The organism is Mesobacillus sp. AQ2, assembly GCF_030122805.1.
GTDB classification, from domain to species: domain Bacteria; phylum Bacillota; class Bacilli; order Bacillales; family Cytobacillaceae; genus Mesobacillus; species Mesobacillus oceanisediminis_A.
The window spans coordinates 3,922,395-3,940,329 of record NZ_CP126080.1 but is presented as its reverse complement, the minus strand read 5'-3'; the positions used below and the strand labels follow the sequence as shown (position 1 = coordinate 3,940,329).

Here is a 17,935-nt window from a genome sequence, read left to right as displayed (position 1 = left end):
GTTTGTTGTCAGGTTATTTTCCAGATGACTTACTTACAATGGAAAATATACTTGTGCAGAAGATCCGATGCTCTATAATGAGCCGAACCGAAAAAAAAGCTGCCGGCAAGGACCCACAGCTTAAAATGATATTTAAAATAATCCAGCATCTTTTGCCGCTTCGATGCTGTCACATGCAAATTCGAACGGATCTCCGACATTTTCCCAATGCATATACATTAAACGCGGTTCTTCAAATAGCCAGTGATTGTGTACGGCTGTTACCTTGATTCCTCTTTTCCGTAATTCTGTAAGGAAAGGATTAATTTCTTCCTGCAGGATGACAGTTTCACCTAGATTCAGAGTTTTGCCGCCTTTGTTGTTTTCAAATGATAGTGCAAATGGAAGAGCAAGCGGGGACCGGGTGCGACGCCCCAGGATCGTAGCTTTTATGTTTCTTAAGCGCTGTACAACACAGGCTGGGGTAGTTGTAATAACATCTCCTCCGATAATATCTGCAAGCTCCTCGCATTTTCTTGCGCTAATGCCTCTGACTGTTCCACGTTCATGCATATGGGAACTTGATTCAAATTCATCTTCCAGCACGTCCTTTTGTTTATGATGATTTTTCGAAAACCGGAAGAAGGTTTGATTTCCCATGCTGTCAAATTCTCTTCTTTCCAATCTGTCCAACTCCTTTCATCTTATCAAAAGCAGTATATTCGAAGGAAATGGACATGACTGGATGGATTAATTAGGACAAACTCACTTTTCGCCTTTCTAAAAATATAGAGAAAGCATACCCTCGAAAAAGAAACACAAACTAATGGGTGAATGGTGAAGGATAGAGCATCTTTGATTTATATAAATTGAAAACAAAGGGGGTGAAAAAATGACGAAAAATAAACAAAAACATAATAAGGCAATGCCAAAAGCAGATGTAGAATTTGCTGAGGAAAGAGGAAATGGATTAGAAAAGGTAGCATTAAAGGCTCAGAAAAAACATAATAAATAATTTGCCTGTATTGCAGAAACAAAAGAAAAAAGAACTGCAGAGGATCTCTACAGTTCTTTTTGGTATGTTCCTGAAGTTAATTCTGTTTTAGGTAAAAGGAAGCCAACCGCTGCTCCAGTGAAGGCTGGAATGATCCACCCAAGACCTATATCGTATAACGGAAGGTAATCCATGTATAACGTCTTGATCGAATTGAAAACTGGAACATTCAGATAGGGAACATTTGCTGCTAATGTACTATATCCATCAAAAAAGCTTACAAGAAATGTCATCGCCATCGAAGCAGAGTAAACGCTCTGTTTATTACCGAATAGCGGTGATAATAGGGTTAACAGGATCAGGATGATGGCTAAAGGATACAGGAACATTAAAACCGGTACAGCGAATTGAATGATATTGTTTAAGCCGAAGTTTGCAATGGCAAAGGAAACGAAGCTTAGAATAAATACATAACTTCTGTATGAAACCTTCGGAAACACGTCATGGAAGAACTCGCTGCAGGCTGTGATCAGGCCTATGCTTGTTTTTAAACAAGCAAGCACAATGATGGTAGCAAGAAGGACGGCACCGAATGAGCCAAAATAGTGCTGTGCGACTGCTGCAAAAATCTGGCCGCCATTTTCGAATGTCCCGATGGCTGTCACGCTTGATGCTCCCATAAATGTTATAAGCCCGTAGATGAGCATCATCAGTGACATTGCGAAAATCCCTGATTTCATGGTTGCTTTGGCGATTTCTTTTTTGCCAGTAATACCTTGTCTTTTAATCGCGTGGATGACAACAATCCCGAATGCCAGGGATGCCAGGGCATCCATTGTATTATATCCTTCTTTAAAACCTGTCATGAAGGCAAGCTTCTCATAAGCACCGGCAGGTTCACCATAACTCCCCATAGGATTGAATATCGAAAATCCAATTAAAAGAAATAAAAAAACGAGAAACGCCGGAGTCAAATATTTGCCGATGTAATCCATGACCTTTGCTGGATGGAGGGAGAAAAAATAAACAATGGCGAAAAAGATGAAGCTGAAAATCCCCAGCCATAAACCAGCCTGCCCTGGAGCAATATAAGGCTCAAAACCAACAACGAATGGAACAGTGGCTGTTCGTGGAATCGCAAAAAATGGTCCAATGGTTAAGTATAGAACTGTTGCAAAGGCAATGCCGAAAACAGGGTGCACTCTGCTGGCCAAATCACGCAATCCGGTGCTGCCGGAAAGTCCGATCGCCAATATACCTAAAAAGGGAAGGCCTATGGCTGTGACCAGGAAACCGATTAACGCAGGCCAGAAGTTTGTGCCTGCAAGCTGGCCTAATTGAATCGGGAAAATTAAATTCCCTGCGCCAAAGTACATGCCGAATAGCATGGTTCCAATGAGTGCATAGGTTGAAAACGAGATTTTTTGCTGCAATTAAATTGCCTCCTCTTCTTGATGTAGTGAATCATGGTTTCTTCAGTTGGCAGGGAGGTATTTCTATTGAAGAAGGGAAGGAAATAGATAGAGAGAAATGAATTGTTCAATCTATCACAATAGAGTGTTCCGTTGTACCCAAAAGAAGAATAATACACATTACTATATATACTTACAGTTCACAAGTCAATGGAATTTTTAGTATTTTTAGAATTAAAGGAAAGCAATTCGCGGCAAGGACTTCTTCAGGAGTTTTGCTAACGGCGGTTCAGATTGCATCCGATAGAGGGAGTTTTGATTTCACGAGAGAATCTGATGACGATCGAACAAGCAAAAGCAATATTGAAAAATCCAGAGCTGGGACGACATTTGACAAGAGAAGAAATGGAGGCGATTGATTTCTTAATCAGCGTCGCCAAAGCAAGAGAACAGTGCTTCTGTTCCTTTTGATAGGTATCGATCAGGCTGGTAACTTAAAACATACCATAAGACCCTTGCGCAAGGGCAAAGGTCTTCTTTCAATAGTGGGCAAGTATAAGGAAACAGGTTATTGTTTGTTTTCCGCTGCTTTCCTCAGCTCGAACTCAGCTTTGATATCTGTCAATAGTTCCTGGTCTGTAAATAATTGTAAAGCTGTCAGAGCAAGAGCTTTTGCTCCCTTTAGCAAGGCTTCGTCTCCCTCTGGTGAAGCTGCAGCTTCCCTGAAGGGAACAGTGTGGGCCACGAGATTATCAGGGCCTATCTTGATATAAGGGTGAATGGTTGGAACGACCTGGCTGATATTACCTGCATCGGTAGAGCCAATTCCCTCCCTTTCATTGGCTGCAACGTTCTCCCCAAGGTCTTGAATCACATTTTTAAAGACTTCATTATACCGATCATTCAATAGCAAATTATCGACTTTATTTTGGAAGGCGATAACATTCAGCTTTGCACCAGTTGCAAGGGCTGCACCTTCTGCAACAGCCTTTACGCGCTGGGTGACATCATTCAATCGGCTTCGGGTGGCTGCGCGGAGGAAGAATCTGGCTTTGGCATATTCAGGAATGATGTTCGGTGCATCCCCTCCATGGGTGATGATGCCGTGAATCCGAACATCATCCGTCAGCTGCTGTCTCAATGCATTGATTCCGTTGAACAGCTGGATCACAGCATCCAGAGCGTTTATACCTTCATGAGGAGAAGCCGCTGCATGGGCGGGCTTTCCGATAAATTCAAAGTCGAGAGGATCCACAGCAAGCGAGGTTGATGTCAATCTGGTCTGTCCTGAAGGGTGCAGCATCAAAGCCGCATCGATTCCCTCAACAAGGCCATGCTTTACAAAGCTTCCTTTCGCGCTCCCATTTGGTCCGCCTTCTTCGGCAGGCGTTCCAAAAACGACTGCTTCACCGCCAGTTTCATCCAATACTTTGCTTAGCGCGATCGCTGCGGCGACACTGGTTGTGCCTATGATATTATGTCCGCAGGCATGGCCAATCCCAGGCAGGGCATCATACTCTGCCAAAAAGGCGATGGATGGTCCCGGTTTTTCAGACCTTTTGCGAGCAACAAAGGAGGTTTCGTGTCCTGCTACCGCCTTTTCAACTTCAAAACCTTCATCTTCTAAAATATTGATAAGCCGTGCGGAAGCGAAAAACTCCTCATTGCCGATTTCCGGGCGTGCGTGAATTTCATGGCTGGTCGTTAAGTAAAGATATTGGTTCAGTTCCACGTTTTCTGTAATGATATCTTTAAGTGACTTTACTGATGTTGACATCCTGATTCCTCCTTTAAACTTTCATAAAAATAGTGAGTAACAGGGGCATCCCCTTTTGAAAGCTATTAACTTCAGTCCCAAGCCTGCTGGTCTTTCCCGAAAAGCGATGGCTTCCGCAATCATGATCGCAGAATATTCAAAGCTGCGCCCGAAAAGCGAAGGCTTCTGGAATTACGGTCGCAGAACAGTCAAAGCTGCGCCTGAAAAGCGAAGGCATCTGCAATTACAGTCGCAGAACAGTCAAAGCTGCGCCCGAAAAGCGATGGCTTCCGCAAACTTGGTCGCAGAACGACCAAAGCTGCGCCCGAAAAGTGATGGCTTCAGCAATCATGGTCACAGAACCAGTCAAAGCTGCGTCCGAAAAGTGACGGCTTCCGTAATCTTGGTCGCAGAACGACCAGAGCTGCGCCCGAAAAGTGATGGCTTCCGCAATTAGGGTCGCAGAACAATCGAAGGTGTGCCCGAAAATCGGTGGCTTCCGCAATTACGGTAGCAGAACAACCAAAGCTGCGCCCGAAAAGTGATGGCTTCCGCAATCTTGGTCGCAGAACGACCAAAGCTGCGCCCGAAAAGCGATGGCTTCAGCAATCATGGTCGCAGAACAGTCAAAGCTGCGCCCGAAAAGCGATGGCTTCCGCAATCTTGGTCGCAGAACGACCAAAGCTGCGCCCGAAAAGTGATGGCTTCAGCAATCTTGGTCGCAGAACGACCAAAGCTGCGCCCGAAAAGCACTGGCATTCACAATTACGGTCGCAGAACAGTAAAAGCTGGGCCCGAAAATCGGTGACTTCAAGAATGACGGACGCATTAAATGAGATTTCTTCTTACCATCCAATCTCACTGAGCGGCACAAAGGTAGGGAGGGTGTTTCCTTTGTATTCTTTTTCGATGAATTCTTTTGTGTCATCCTCCTGGTAAAGTTCAGCTAATTTTTTCAAAGCTTCATTGTCCTTATCTTCTTCGCGGACAGCAATGATATTGATATATGGAGTGGCAGTGGCACTTTCAAGGAAGATGGCATCCTTCTTTGGTGTTAGTCCTGCATCAACCGCGATTCCGTTGTTGATGATCGATGCGGCTACATCCGGCAATACCCTTGGTGTCTGGCCGGCAACCAGCGGCACAAGTTCAAGATTCTTTGGATTTTCAACGATTTTATCGAGGGCGCCAATTCCGTCGAAGCCTTCCTCAAGCTTGATGAGCCCAGCTTCCTGGAGTAAAAGAAGTCCTCTTCCCATATTTGTCGCTTCATTTGCAAGAGCAATCTTCCCGCCTTCAGGAATGTCTTTCACTTCTTTATATTTTTCAGAGTAAATACCCATTGGAGCAATCATTGTGGTTGCGATTGGAACAAGGTCAAGATTATGTTCTTTGATGAAAGCGTCAAAATAAGAAACGGTCTGGAATGAGTTTGCATCCAATTCGCCTTCTGCAAGCGCAAGGTTCGGCTGGACATAGTCCGAGAAAGTGACGATTTCGACGTCAATTCCTTCTTTTTCTGCCTTTTTGGCGACAAAATCCCATACACGGTGATCTGTTCCGCTGACGCCAAGCTTTACTTTGACAGTCTCTCCGCCTTTCGCTGATGATGAGGAGCTCGAGCATGCTGTGCTGATTAATGCCAGACTAAGTACGATCAATGCTAGTAAAAGTTTTTTCATTTTTGATTCCTCCTGTTATCTTCTTCTGATTTTTTTAGCTGAAATATTTCCAAGGGATTGGAGCCCCTGTACCATGACTATCAAAATACCAACGGTGATGAACATTGTCTGGGTATCAAACCGCTGGTATCCGTATGTAATCGCGAGGTCGCCCAAGCCGCCTCCTCCGATTGCTCCGGCCATTGCCGATGCACCGATCAATCCGACCGTTGCAATCGTGAAAGCAAGAATGAGTGAACTCATAGCTTCTGGAAGAATGAATTTGAATACAATCTGCCATGGAGTGGCACCCATTGATTCAGCGGCTTCGATAACTCCTGGATCCACTTCCAACAAAGAATTCTCTACCAATCTTGCAATATACGGTCCTGCATAAAAGACAAGCGGGACGACGGCAGCGGCCGTACCAATTGATGTGCCGACAATCAGCCGGGTCAGCGGAATGATTGCGACCAGCAGGATGATGAATGGCACTGATCGGAATACGTTGATGACACTGTTAAGTACATTGAAGACAGGTGCATTTTCTAGCAAATGGCCTTTTCTCGTCACGACAAGCGCAATTCCAAGGGGAACTCCAAGGACTGCCGAAAACAGCAGGGAGAACGCGACCATTTGCAGTGTTTCAATTAATGCCTGGATGATTTGTTCTGAATTAACTAGCATGTGCGGTCACTTCCTTTATGTTGACTTTTTGCTGATTGATAAAATTAAGAGCCCTTAAAATTTCTTTATCACTTCCCTGGAACTCGACAATCAGGTTGCCGAATGGAATTCCCTGAAGCTCGGTGATATTTCCAAACAGAACATTGACATGGATATCAAAATTCTTTGACAGCTGTGACAGCAGCGGCTCGCCTGCTGACTCACCGACGAAGTTGATCCTAAATACCTTTTGAAGCCCCGAATGTCCTTTGATGATTCTGCGGACGGAATCTGGAATATTGTCATTCATGATGGTGCTGACAAAATTTCTGGCTGTTACTGTTTTGGGAGCTGAAAAAACTTCAAATACTGAGCCTTCCTCAATGATTTTACCTTCCTCGATGACCGCCACCCGGTCACAGATTTCCCTGATGACAGACATTTCGTGGGTAATGATTAATATCGTGATGTTGTACTCCTTGTTGATTTTTTTCAAAAGCTGAAGAATCGAACTTGTAGTCTGCGGATCCAGGGCCGAAGTTGCTTCATCACAAAGCAGGATCTTTGGCTGGGTTGCCAGCGCACGGGCAATGCCGATTCGCTGTTTTTGTCCGCCTGAAAGCTGGTCCGGATAATTGTCCGCCTTATCAGCGAGACCTACAAAGTCGAGGAGCTGATAAACCCGCTCTTTGATTTTCGCCTTCGGAACCTTACCGAGGACAAGCGGCATTGCGACATTTTCAAATACGGTCTTGGAGTTCAAAAGATTGAAATGCTGGAACACCATCCCGATATTCCTTTTAACCTCACGGACTTCTTTAAGTGAAAGGGAAGTCATGTCGCAGCCATCGACAATCACCCGGCCGGATGTCGGGCGTTCCAACAGATTCACACAGCGGATCAGTGAACTTTTTCCTGCTCCGCTAAAACCAATGACCCCAAATATCTCTCCTTCTTTGATTTCCAGATCAATTCCATTAAGTGCCGGTACCTTTTTCCCGCGGCTTTCATAAACTTTCTCCACTTGTTCAAATGTAATCAACAGTCTTCCTCCTTTGTAGATAATAAAAAAACCTCTTCCAGGAAACAGGAAGAGGCATGCCGCAACGAATGCAGGACAAGATCTCTTCTTATCTCCCAAGCTATTGCTTGCTGGATTTGGCACAGTCCTCAATGTGAGTCCGCTGCCGAGGCTTCATAGGGCCAGTCCCTCCGCCTCTCTTGATAAGAAAGTCTCGATATTAATTTGTAGATGGGGATTATTGGAAAATAAAAAGTCCCCTTCAGAAAGAAGAGGACATGAATTAAAAAGTCGGCCTCTTCTTATCTGTCAAGCTCACGCTTGCTGGATTTGGCACAGTCATCCATAGGAGTCCGCTGCCGAGGTGTCATAGGGCCAGTCCCTCAACCTCTCTTGATAAGAAGTAACGAATATTGAGTTGTAAATCTTGTTTATTACTTTACTGCGTCACAGATAATGTGTCAATCATTTTGTGGGAATTTTTTTAGAAACACGAAAAATAGGAATTTAGTATTAAATGGCAGAGAGCCGATAAAAATACAAAAACCCCTGCATCGGCAAGGGGTTCAAGTGGAATTTTATCTGGTAATAACGATAGGTCCATTTTTAGTGAGGATGATTGTATGTTCACATTGTGCAACAAAGCTGCTTTCCGTGACATAAGTCCACTCATCATGTTCGTATTGGAAAACTTCTTCCTCACCAGTGGAGATGAATGGCTCAAAAGCGATGACCATTCCTTCTTTCAATAGCTCGTCATCCCATGGCTCATTATAGTTGTAGATGTGATCGGGAGCTTCATGGATGGTCCGCCCGATTCCATGTCCTGTAAGGTTTTTAATTACATTAAGTCCGTTTTTCCGCGCAGTCGCCATAACCGCCTTGCCCAGTCCGCTTTTCTTCGATCCGGGTTTCGCCTTTTTCAAGCCTGCTTCAAAAGCCTCAACAGCTGTTTCGCATATCTTCGTTAAAATCGGATCACCTTGGCCAACGACAAAGGAGATTCCTGTATCGGCAAAATAACCATTTTTTGATCCGGAAACATCGATATTAACGATATCACCTTCTTTAATGACTCGGCTCCCTGGAATCCCGTGGGCTACTTCTTCATTCACACTGATGCAAGTGTACCCTGGGAAATTGTATTCGCCTTTCGGAGCAGAAATCGCTCCATTCTCTTCAAACATGGCGCCTGCCAGTTCGTCGAGTTCCTTTGTGGTTATTCCGGGTACTGTCTTTTGCACCAATTCCTCCCGTATCATGCCGACAATCATGCCAATTTCTTTTAACCCGTTAAAATCTTCTTCTGTTTTTGCAATCATGATTTAATTCCCTTCCATGTATGAACTATTTTATTAGCGTATCCCTTTTTTTCGTGAAAATCCATTCATCTGGCTCAGTGCCTTCAGATAAAAATAAATAGGATTGGAATTACGTATTGAATGTAGTAATCTTGAAAAAACAAACTTAGCCGTCTGATTTATGCTGAACAAGATATATTCACCACTTCATAATCCATATAATACATTAAAATGAGTTACATTAGATTACAGAGCAAGTCTTAGGAGGAAAAAAGATGCTTGATTTTTTCATGGGTTTCCATCCGGTTGTCCAGGCGCTGATTGGGACTTTGTTTACCTGGGGAATGACTGCTTTGGGCGCTGCTTTAGTATTTACAACGAAAAATCCAAACCAAAAGTTTTTGGATAGTATGATGGGTCTCGCGGCAGGAGTTATGATTGCTGCAAGTTTCTGGTCACTACTTGCTCCTGCGATTGAGATGGGTGAGGGAGGAAGCCTGCCGAGCTGGATGCCTGCTGCGACTGGTTTTCTTTTAGGCGGGTTGTTCTTAATGGTCGTAGATAAATTGATGCCCCATTTACATCCTAATTTATCAATGGAAAAAGCTGAGGGAATCCATCCCGAAAAGAAAAGACGAAGTACTTTGATGGTCTTGGCCATTACCTTGCACAACATCCCCGAAGGTCTCGCGGTCGGAGTGGCTTTCGGAGCTGCAGCTGCAGGCTTTCCTTCGGCTTCGCTTATGGGCGCGATTGCGCTTGCAATAGGAATCGGTATCCAGAACTTCCCGGAAGGTGTCGCAGTATCGATGCCACTTCGGCAAGTAGGAATGTCAAGAAAGAAAAGCTTCATGTACGGCCAGTTTTCAGGCATGGTCGAACCAGTTGCCGCAATGATTGGAGCAGCCGCTGTCATGTTCATCCAGCCACTTCTGCCGTATGCGCTAAGCTTTGCAGCCGGAGCGATGATTTTCGTGGTAGCCGAAGAAGTAATCCCTGGATCCCAGGAAAACGGCAACAGCGATTTGGCATCATTAAGCCTCATGTTTGGATTCGCCATCATGATGATCCTCGACGTGGCATTAGGATAAAAACTGGATAAAAAGCTGAGAAAACTGTGCACCGGACTGAACCATTAGTCTGGTGCACAGTTTTTTTATATTAAGGACAACTTAAAATCTTCGCCTCCCGAAAAAATGAAAACGATAACAATGTGATGGTATCAATATTTTGGCCGATTTTTCCAAAACTAAAAAATTGGTACCATAAGCAAAATTCGATGGCTTATAAATGTAAGCCCTTTTTTTTATGATGAAGATACAAGAAAGACAAAGCAGCCAAGGTGGTGAAGAAATGGAAGTCAAGATAGAACAGCCAGTCGAACAACAAGTTACTGACACCATTATCGAAAAGGCAACAAAAAAAGAAAAATACCAAAAAATCAAAAAGACAATCATTTCACAAAAGTATTTGCAGACGATGGCGCTTCTGGGTGTAGTATGGATGTTCATCTTTAACTATATCCCAATGTATGGGCTGATCATCGCGTTCAAGGAATATAGCATCATCAAGACGATTTCGGAGGCACCATGGGTTGGATTGATGCAGTTTAAGGAATTCCTGCAGGATGAGAATTTCTGGATTGTCCTCAAAAATACCCTGGGAATCAGCTTGATTAAATTGATTATCGGTTTCCCGCTCCCAATCATTTTTGCTCTTTTGCTTAATGAACTAACATCTATGAAGCTAAAGAAAGCGGTTCAGACAATTTCTTACTTGCCGCATTTTATTTCATGGGTTGTACTTGGAGGCATCTTGACTACATGGCTGGCGGATATCGGTGTCATCAATGATATTTTGCTAGGTTTAGGGTTGATCAGTGAACGGACGAATTTCCTGGCTGAGCCGGATAACTTCTGGGGGATTGTCATTCTCTCGGATATTTGGAAAGAACTTGGATGGTCAGCAATCATCTATCTGGCAGCTATTGCTGGTGTATCTCCGGAACTATACGAATCATCCACAATTGATGGAGCAAACCGGTTCCAAAAAATGTGGCACGTCACATTGCCGTCAATTCGCCCAACCATCACAATCTTGTTCATTCTTGCTGTAAGCGGTGTCCTGAATTCAAACTTCGATCAGATCTTGATTTTGCGAAACTCATTGAATGAGAGCGCCAGTAACGTTATTGATATTTACGTCTATCAAATGGGTCTGCAAAATGCCCGCTACTCATACGCAACAGCAGTTGGTTTATTGAAAGCGATCATCGCCTTCATCCTGCTCCTGTCTGCGAACAAGATTACGAAGAAACTGAATGGAACATCTTTATTCTAAGGGGGTGAGGTTGTGTTTAAGCTTTTTAAACGGAACCGGCGAACAACAAGCGAATATATCTTCGACAACGTTAACATTCTCATTATGCTCTTTATCTGCGGCATCACGGTCTACCCAATCTGGTATGTTCTCGTCAACTCACTGAATGATGGTGTCGATGCCATGCGGGGGGGAATCTACTGGTGGCCGCGTGAGTTCACTTTTGCAAACTATAAGGCGGTTTTTGAAACACCTGGCATTGTTACATCATTTGGTGTGACCATTGCCAAAACGGTTATCGGCACAATCACCCATGTATCTTTTACAGCGATGGTTGCTTATGCTATTTCGAGACGAGACCTTTACGGCAGGAACTTTTACATGCTGGTTGGTGTCATCACGATGTTTTTCAGCGGCGGATTGATTCCCTACTTCCTGTTGATCAGAGACCTTGGGTTGTTTGATAACTTCCTGGTGTATATCATTCCGACAATGTTCAACTTCTTCCATCTGATCATCTTTGTTTCCTTCTTCAGGGAATTGCCAACTTCTCTTGAGGAAGCAGCAAAAATAGATGGGGCAAATGACTTTATGATTTTTATCAAAGTAATCATCCCGCTGTCAATGCCAGTTATTGCTACCATCGCACTGTTCCAGGGTGTCTACCAGTGGAATGACTATTTTGCCGGAGTCATCTTTGTAAATAACCCTGACCTGCAGCCAATCCAGACCTATTTATATAAGGTTGTAGCTGAGTCCAGCTCTAACCAAATGATGACGAATGCAGCAGGCTCGATTGCAACGAAGACAGTAACCTCTCAGTCAATCAAACTGGCAACAATGGTTGTAACGACGCTTCCGATCATGCTGGTCTATCCATTCCTGCAGAAATACTTTGTAAAAGGAATGCTGATTGGATCAGTAAAAGGTTGATTCTATTAACAATGATTTAAATTTTTCTTCTTAGAAGAAATTTAAATAATACCAGGCTTCATTATTAATTGAGTACTGCTTATTCATGAAAGATACCCCTTATGATCTTGGGAAAGGCCGTTTTTTTGAAAAAAGCCTTTCCCGCTTTTTCAAAGCAGTGTACATTGAATAATGTGGCCCAAAAAACAAACAAGAGAGAGGGTCAAAAAATGAGGAGAAAATTTCTTTCCAAAGGCTTTTCACTAATGCTTGTTCTATCTTTGGTTTTGGCATTGTTTTCAGGTTGTTCCAACAAGGCAAATGAAAACGCTTCCGATGAAAAGGACACAGACAAACCAAAAGCAACAGCCGATGCACCTGGATGGCAGTCCAACAAGGAACCGATTACTTTTGATTGGTATGTGAACTTTTCCTGGTTCGCACATAAATGGGGCGACGATGTTGTTTCAAAGTATGTAACAGATAAAACCGGTGTTTCTGTCAACTTCATTTCACCAGCAGGCAACGAAGCTGAGAAAATGAACACGATGATTGCATCAGGCAAGCTTCCTGATTTCATCACGATCGGCTGGTGGGAAGATGCTGTCAAGAAGATGATCGAAGGCGAGCTTGTCCTTCCATTGAATGAACTTGCTGACCAGTATGATCCGTATTTCTTTAAGGTAGCAGATGGAGCAAAGATTGAATGGTATAAGCAGGAAGATGGCAATACTTACGGTTATCCAAATGCTTCTTCATCACCAAAAGATTTTGACAAATATAAAGACCTTAAGCCATCAAACCAGACATTTCTTGTAAGAAAAGATATGTATGAAGCAATCGGCAGCCCTGATATGAGCACGCCTGAAGGATTCTTGAAGGCGCTTGAAGCTGCCAAAGAAAAATTCCCTGAAGTGAACGGCGCACCGCTGATTCCTTTCGGCTTAAATGAATTTACGGATGTAGGAAACACTTCCCTTGAAGGCTATTTGCAAAACTTCCTTAACATCCCGATGGAAAAAGACGGAAAGGTTTATGACCGCAGCCAGGATCCAGAGTATCTTGCATGGTTAAAAACTTTTAGAGAAGCAAATGACAAAGGGCTTCTTGCTAAGGACATCTTCATTGATAAGCGTCCGCAAATGGAAGAAAAGATCTCACAAGGCAGATACTTCGCAATGCTTTATCAGCGAAGTGACCTTGCAGCACAACAACACGCATTGTATGCTAAAGATCCTAACTCCGTATATATTGCAGTAGACGGACCTGCTAACTCAAATGGAGACGCACCTGCTTTGGCTGGTGACAGCATCTCAGGATGGACAGTGACTCTGATTTCCAAAGATGTAAAAGATAAAGAAAGAGCAATTCAATTCCTGACTTACCTGATCAGCGAAGAAGGACAAATGGACCTTTATATGGGTAAAGAGGGCGAAACATATGATATGGCAAACGGTAAGCCTGAATTCAAACCGGAAGTATTGGATCTGCTGAATAAGGACCGCGCAGCTTTTGACCAGCAGTATGGTGCTTCATTCAAGTACTGGATGCTTATGGATACAAACATGAGCCTCGCATGGGCACCGCCAGCTTCTGAACCATTCAAGCAAATGGAAGACTGGACAAAAGGAAAAACAGTCAGCTATGCAGAGTTTGATGGCATCAGCCCAACTGGAACTTCCACAGAAGGTGTCGCAGCAAGCAAGATCGCACAAGAATGGGGTAAAACACTTCCTAAGCTTCTGCTTGCTAAATCCGATAAAGAGTTCGATAAACTCTACAACGACTTCCTGAAGAAACGTGATTCTTTCGGCTATGAAAAAGTGGAAAAGTATCAGCAGGAAGTATATGAAAACAATAAGAAAAAACTTGATGCAGCAAATTAAGTAACATTCGGAAAGACTGTTCCTTTTAGAATTAATTTTCTTGAAGGGACAGTCTATTCCTGCTTTTACGTTGGGCGTGCGTGAATCCTGTTAGACTTCAAAATATTGAAACACTTTTTCACGCTACTTTTAATACTTAAGATGTATCATTTGAATGTGGATAAATGTTGGGTGTGATTAAAGTGGACTTTCATAAAAAAATTAAAGAGGCAGCGACCTGGTTTGACCGCCTTTCCCTGCAACAAAAGCTAATTGCCTTATATATCATCATTATCATTATTCCGATTATCATTTTTATCTCCATCTATTCCAGTAACGTATATGACAGGGCGATAACCGAAATCAGCATCAAGAGTGAAAATGCTTTGGAAATTGAAAAAATCCACATTAAAAACAATATAGAATCCATGAGAAGGACGGCCCAGATGGTCGTTTCAGATATGGAATTCATTGATTTCGTTAAAAGCCGAAATGAAGCGAACGTCGACCAGTTAATAGATTTCAGGATGAACGAGCTTTCGAATGTCACCAGGCTGCAGGCAAATAACCCTGCCATAGAAAATATCCGCCTTTATACGACCAATCCATATGTAACCGAGATGTGGCCGATTCTCTTCAAGGAAGAACGGATCATGCAAAAGCCATGGAGAGATGAAGTCATCAACAGGAATGGCATGGAGGTATGGTGGTTTGACCAGCAGACAGAGGATGTTCTGGAACGGCTGCCATCACAAAACACGGCGAAAATTTCTTTGTTGCGGGAACTGGATTATCCAAAGGACGAACATTTAGGGATCATCGAAATCAATATGTTCCTGAAAAACTTTTTTCCTAAGATGTTCGGATCTGTTCAGGATCCTGATTCAGTGTATGTCGTGATCGACAAAGACAACAACATGATCAGGAACTTCCATCATACCTTTTTTGAAGATGAGGGAATTGACACAGAAGAGCTCAAACTGAAATTCAATAAATCAAAACACGAAGGCACTGGCAGTTTTCAGTTTGAAAACAATGAAACTCCATATCTAGTCATTACAGCCTACATCGAAGATTTGGATGCCTATCTGCTGAATGTCATTTCACTTGAGAGCCTTTATGCTGAAACTGCCAAGACAAGGAATGTTATTTTTAGCGGAATTATCTTTTTAGTTATTATTCTTTCTTTTGTCACCTATGTATTGGTCTTATTGCTCTTGAAAAAAATGTACAAACTGAAGGATTCAATGGAGCGAGTCGGGCACGGGGATTTTTCCGTGGATGTAGAGGTTGACGGTCAGGATGAGATTTCAGAACTGGCATTTCATTTTAAAAGCCTGCTTGGTAAAATGAACGGACTGATTGCTGAAGCTGTCAATAAGCAGGCAGCCGCAAAGGAAACCGAATTAAAGGCACTGAAGACCCAGATTGATTCCCACTTTCTGTATAACACATTGGAAAACATCAAAATGATGGCAGAAATAGAAGGGGAGTACGCTATTTCTGATGCAGTAACCTCGCTTGGGGAAATGATGCGTTATAATCTTAAATGGAAAAATGACTTTGTGATCCTGGAAGAAGAACTCAATTATATAAAAAACTATGTAGATATCATGAATCTGCGTCTGGATGGGCAGCTGACTTTAACGATTGATGTCCCAAACGAATTGCGGGACCAGGAAGTCCTGAAAATGTCACTGCAGCCGATTATCGAAAATGCGATTAAACATGGAATTATTCCGAACAACCAGAAAGACAGAGGCATCCTGCAGGTGAGCGCGAGGTATTCTGATGACTATGTCACTATTGAGATCGAGGATAATGGCGTTGGGATGACGCAAGAGCAGTGCGAGGCCCTCAACAGATCCCTCCAAACTGGTGAGGAACATCAAAATCATGGTTCCAAAGGCGGCAATGGCATTGGGATCCACAATGTGAATGAGAGGATCAAGCTTTACTATGGAACAGAGTATGGAGTGTTTGTTACAAGTGTCAAAGGCGAATTCACGATGGTGACATTAAAAATGCCTTGCAAAATTATGAAAGGGGGCAGCCAAAGTGTATAAAGTCCTTATAGCTGATGATGAGAAAAATATCCGATTGGGCATACAGGCAATGATTAAGAGAGAGCATCCAGAGTTTACTACTTTTATTGCCAGTGATGGACAGGAAGCCCTTGAACTAATAGCTGAAAATGAACCAGATATCGTGATCACTGATATTAAAATGCCGAGGATGGATGGTATCCAGCTGATCAAGGAAATCCAGCAAAGAGAAATCAAAACAGCCATTGTGATCCTAAGTGGCTATGATGATTTCACTTATGCCAAGGAAGCGATCAAGTATAAGGTGAGAGATTATCTTCTGAAGCCGGTCAATCGTTCAGAGCTTTTCAAAACTCTTAAATTGATCACTGAAGAACTGGAACAAAGCCAGAAAATGACCTATCAGCACATGGATGAATATCGTGCCAGTCAGCTGAATTATATTTTGCTCAGTCCTAATCTGCAAATGGATGTTGTAGAGGTTCTTTATAAGAAAATGAAAATCGAAGCCTATCCGGATGGCTTTTATGTAGGGATCATCGATGCGGAGGCTGAGATTGAAAAGAATCATTTGCTTGAAAAGATCAATCAGCTGCTTTGTTCACCCAATGATTGCATTCCATTTCTCGATAATGATGGCAGGGTGACCATTATTTCAGCAGATCTCGAGCTATTTTCCCTGTTGAAAGAGCAGCTTGGCAGGGACAGGCATTTGGTCTTCACCATTGGCATCAGTGAGAAGGAACAGGACATACGGGAATTGAAAAAAACGTATGAACAGGCAGCCACTGCCTTGAAGTACCATTTCCTCTATCCGCGCAGACAGGTTATTTATTATGAAAGTGTCAAAGAAAAGCCGGATGGTTCTTCAGTTCCGGTGGAATTGATCAATAAAATCTCCAATATGCTAGGAACAGAAAGGGAAAATGAAATAAAAACCAACCTGAGACAGGTGATGGACTTCGATGTCATCTCGCACAGCAGCATCAGCTATCTGGAAGACTTGAATCAGGCAATCAATGAGACCATTTTCAAAGGGTTTTTTAAGCGGCTGGGGGATGAATCCCTTGTGACGTTTGAGCTATTGAACAAAATTGATGACATTTATAACTTTGATAATTTCCATGAATACTTCCATGCCCTCGAAGGCTTGCTGATGAGGATCCACGAATACAATAAACAAATGAGATCAGTGTATTCAGAGCAAAAGTATATGGACCGGGCAATCGCCTATATCAGGGAAAATTACCACAAGGACTTGAATCTCGCCGTAGTCGCAAATTATATATCTTTGAATTACTCCTATTTCAGCCACATGTTCAAGGAGTATATTGGTCAAAACTTCGTTGATTATTTAAAAATGGTCAGGGTAGAAAATGCAAAAAAGCTGCTGAAAGAAACGGACTTTAAAATTCTTGAAATCAGCGAGATGGTTGGCTACAAAAATCCCAAACAGTTTGCACGAGTGTTCCGCGAAGCAGAAGGAATCTCGCCAAAAGAATATCGGGAAATGAATGGATGAAGAGAGCTGAATAGGCTCTCTTTTTCTTTTTTGCCCAAGTTTGGACAAAAGCTTGCCCGTGTGACTTTGTTTTGTCTGAAGTGACGCCAAGTTCGGACAAAGTGTGGCCTGTGGGGCTTCGTATTGTCCGAAGTGCCTCCAAGTTCGGACAAAGTGTGGCCTGTGCGGCTTCGTATTGTCTGAAGTGACGCCAAGTTCGGACAAAAGCTCGGAGGTAGGGCTTGGTTTTGTCCGAAGTGCCTCCAATTTCGGACAAAGTGTGGCCTGTGTGGCTTCGTATTGTCCGAAGTGCCTCCAAGTTCGGACAAAAGCTCGGCGGTGTGGCTTCGTATTGTCCGAAGTGCCCCCAATTTCGGACAAAGTGTGACCTGTGCGGCTTTATATTGACCGAAGTAACCCAGGGTTCGGACAAAAAGATTGGCGGCACGTCTTCGTTTTGTCCGAACTAGCTCCAGGTTCGGACAAAATCTCTCCTGTGCGCC

Annotated in this window: 16 protein-coding genes and 2 riboswitches; of the genes, 9 read left to right on the top strand and 7 right to left on the bottom strand. The window is 43.2% G+C overall.

Going from position 1 to position 17,935, the window contains the following annotated elements; all coding sequences use genetic code 11:
- Nucleotides 1-132 precede the first annotated feature (132 nt).
- Nucleotides 133-663, bottom strand: a complete 531-nt coding sequence (locus QNH36_RS19810; protein WP_313959730.1) for a DUF1259 domain-containing protein — start codon at nucleotides 661-663, stop codon at nucleotides 133-135.
- A gap of 208 nt (nucleotides 664-871) precedes the next feature.
- Between QNH36_RS19810 and QNH36_RS19805 the strand changes: the two genes are divergently transcribed.
- Nucleotides 872-994 carry a hypothetical protein gene (locus QNH36_RS19805; protein WP_283904031.1) on the top strand — a complete coding sequence of 41 codons (123 nt, stop codon included), beginning with the start codon at nucleotides 872-874 and terminating at the stop codon, nucleotides 992-994.
- A gap of 47 nt (nucleotides 995-1,041) precedes the next feature.
- Here QNH36_RS19805 and brnQ read toward each other — a convergent pair whose 3' ends face one another.
- Nucleotides 1,042-2,406, bottom strand: a complete 1,365-nt coding sequence (brnQ, locus tag QNH36_RS19800) for a branched-chain amino acid transport system II carrier protein (RefSeq protein WP_144478832.1) — start codon at nucleotides 2,404-2,406, stop codon at nucleotides 1,042-1,044.
- A 315-nt stretch (nucleotides 2,407-2,721) separates the two neighbouring features.
- Between brnQ and QNH36_RS19795 the strand changes: the two genes are divergently transcribed.
- The gene (locus tag QNH36_RS19795) at nucleotides 2,722-2,856 is read left to right on the top strand and encodes a hypothetical protein (protein WP_260983621.1); all 135 of its coding nucleotides are present in this window, start codon (nucleotides 2,722-2,724) and stop codon (nucleotides 2,854-2,856) included.
- A gap of 97 nt (nucleotides 2,857-2,953) precedes the next feature.
- On the opposite strand, the gene QNH36_RS19790 is transcribed toward QNH36_RS19795, so the two are convergent.
- Nucleotides 2,954-4,162 (bottom strand): M20 family metallopeptidase, encoded by a 1,209-nt coding sequence (locus QNH36_RS19790; protein ID WP_144478834.1) that lies wholly within the window; start codon nucleotides 4,160-4,162, stop codon nucleotides 2,954-2,956.
- Between the two features lie 55 nt (nucleotides 4,163-4,217).
- Between QNH36_RS19790 and QNH36_RS19785 the strand changes: the two genes are divergently transcribed.
- A complete protein-coding gene (locus QNH36_RS19785) occupies nucleotides 4,218-4,598 on the top strand; it encodes a hypothetical protein (RefSeq protein WP_283904030.1) in 381 nt (126 codons plus the stop codon).
- 388 nt (nucleotides 4,599-4,986) lie between these two features.
- On the opposite strand, the gene QNH36_RS19780 is transcribed toward QNH36_RS19785, so the two are convergent.
- From QNH36_RS19780 to map, 4 genes are all read right to left on the bottom strand, one after another.
- On the bottom strand, nucleotides 4,987-5,823 hold the full coding sequence (locus QNH36_RS19780) for a MetQ/NlpA family ABC transporter substrate-binding protein (RefSeq protein ID WP_283904029.1): 837 nt from the start codon (nucleotides 5,821-5,823) through the stop codon (nucleotides 4,987-4,989).
- A 15-nt stretch (nucleotides 5,824-5,838) separates the two neighbouring features.
- The gene (locus QNH36_RS19775; RefSeq protein WP_144478840.1) at nucleotides 5,839-6,489 is read right to left on the bottom strand and encodes a methionine ABC transporter permease; all 651 of its coding nucleotides are present in this window, start codon (nucleotides 6,487-6,489) and stop codon (nucleotides 5,839-5,841) included.
- Nucleotides 6,479-7,510, bottom strand: a complete 1,032-nt coding sequence (locus QNH36_RS19770; RefSeq protein ID WP_144478842.1) for a methionine ABC transporter ATP-binding protein — start codon at nucleotides 7,508-7,510, stop codon at nucleotides 6,479-6,481. The genes QNH36_RS19775 and QNH36_RS19770 overlap by 11 nt, the downstream gene beginning before the upstream one ends.
- A gap of 85 nt (nucleotides 7,511-7,595) precedes the next feature.
- Nucleotides 7,596-7,699, bottom strand: a riboswitch (SAM riboswitch).
- Between the two features lie 89 nt (nucleotides 7,700-7,788).
- Nucleotides 7,789-7,892: riboswitch (SAM riboswitch) on the bottom strand.
- A 175-nt stretch (nucleotides 7,893-8,067) separates the two neighbouring features.
- Entirely contained in the window at nucleotides 8,068-8,811 is a 744-nt protein-coding gene (gene map, locus QNH36_RS19765; RefSeq protein ID WP_283904028.1) for a type I methionyl aminopeptidase, read from the bottom strand.
- 254 nt (nucleotides 8,812-9,065) lie between these two features.
- On the opposite strand from map, the gene QNH36_RS19760 reads away from it, so the two are divergent.
- The 6 genes from QNH36_RS19760 (at nucleotide 9,066) to QNH36_RS19735 (ending at nucleotide 17,453) form a co-directional block, all read left to right on the top strand.
- Complete coding sequence (locus tag QNH36_RS19760) at nucleotides 9,066-9,881, top strand: ZIP family metal transporter (protein WP_144478845.1); 816 nt, start codon at nucleotides 9,066-9,068, stop codon at nucleotides 9,879-9,881.
- 262 nt (nucleotides 9,882-10,143) lie between these two features.
- Complete coding sequence (locus QNH36_RS19755; protein ID WP_283904027.1) at nucleotides 10,144-11,130, top strand: ABC transporter permease; 987 nt, start codon at nucleotides 10,144-10,146, stop codon at nucleotides 11,128-11,130.
- A gap of 84 nt (nucleotides 11,131-11,214) precedes the next feature.
- A complete protein-coding gene (locus QNH36_RS19750; protein ID WP_283905443.1) occupies nucleotides 11,215-12,042 on the top strand; it encodes a carbohydrate ABC transporter permease in 828 nt (275 codons plus the stop codon).
- A gap of 209 nt (nucleotides 12,043-12,251) precedes the next feature.
- Nucleotides 12,252-13,907, top strand: coding sequence for a type 2 periplasmic-binding domain-containing protein (locus QNH36_RS19745; RefSeq protein ID WP_283904026.1), 1,656 nt, complete (start codon nucleotides 12,252-12,254; stop codon nucleotides 13,905-13,907).
- A 182-nt stretch (nucleotides 13,908-14,089) separates the two neighbouring features.
- Nucleotides 14,090-15,952, top strand: coding sequence for a sensor histidine kinase (locus QNH36_RS19740; protein WP_251544326.1), 1,863 nt, complete (start codon nucleotides 14,090-14,092; stop codon nucleotides 15,950-15,952).
- The gene (locus tag QNH36_RS19735; protein WP_283904025.1) at nucleotides 15,945-17,453 is read left to right on the top strand and encodes a response regulator; all 1,509 of its coding nucleotides are present in this window, start codon (nucleotides 15,945-15,947) and stop codon (nucleotides 17,451-17,453) included. Before QNH36_RS19740 ends, QNH36_RS19735 begins: the two co-directional genes overlap by 8 nt.
- The last annotated feature ends 482 nt before the right edge of the window (nucleotides 17,454-17,935 follow it).

Coding starts and splice junctions, on each gene's coding strand:
- QNH36_RS19760 (WP_144478845.1), top strand. CDS start 9,066: ATGCTTGATTTTTTCATGGGTTTCCATCCGGTTGTCCAGGCGCTGATT.
- QNH36_RS19750 (WP_283905443.1), top strand. CDS start 11,215: ATGCTCTTTATCTGCGGCATCACGGTCTACCCAATCTGGTATGTTCTC.
- QNH36_RS19790 (WP_144478834.1), bottom strand. CDS start 4,162: ATGTCAACATCAGTAAAGTCACTTAAAGATATCATTACAGAAAACGTG.
- QNH36_RS19780 (WP_283904029.1), bottom strand. CDS start 5,823: ATGAAAAAACTTTTACTAGCATTGATCGTACTTAGTCTGGCATTAATC.
- QNH36_RS19775 (WP_144478840.1), bottom strand. CDS start 6,489: ATGCTAGTTAATTCAGAACAAATCATCCAGGCATTAATTGAAACACTG.
- QNH36_RS19805 (WP_283904031.1), top strand. CDS start 872: ATGACGAAAAATAAACAAAAACATAATAAGGCAATGCCAAAAGCAGAT.
- QNH36_RS19755 (WP_283904027.1), top strand. CDS start 10,144: ATGGAAGTCAAGATAGAACAGCCAGTCGAACAACAAGTTACTGACACC.
- map (WP_283904028.1), bottom strand. CDS start 8,811: ATGATTGCAAAAACAGAAGAAGATTTTAACGGGTTAAAAGAAATTGGC.
- QNH36_RS19795 (WP_260983621.1), top strand. CDS start 2,722: ATGACGATCGAACAAGCAAAAGCAATATTGAAAAATCCAGAGCTGGGA.
- QNH36_RS19745 (WP_283904026.1), top strand. CDS start 12,252: ATGAGGAGAAAATTTCTTTCCAAAGGCTTTTCACTAATGCTTGTTCTA.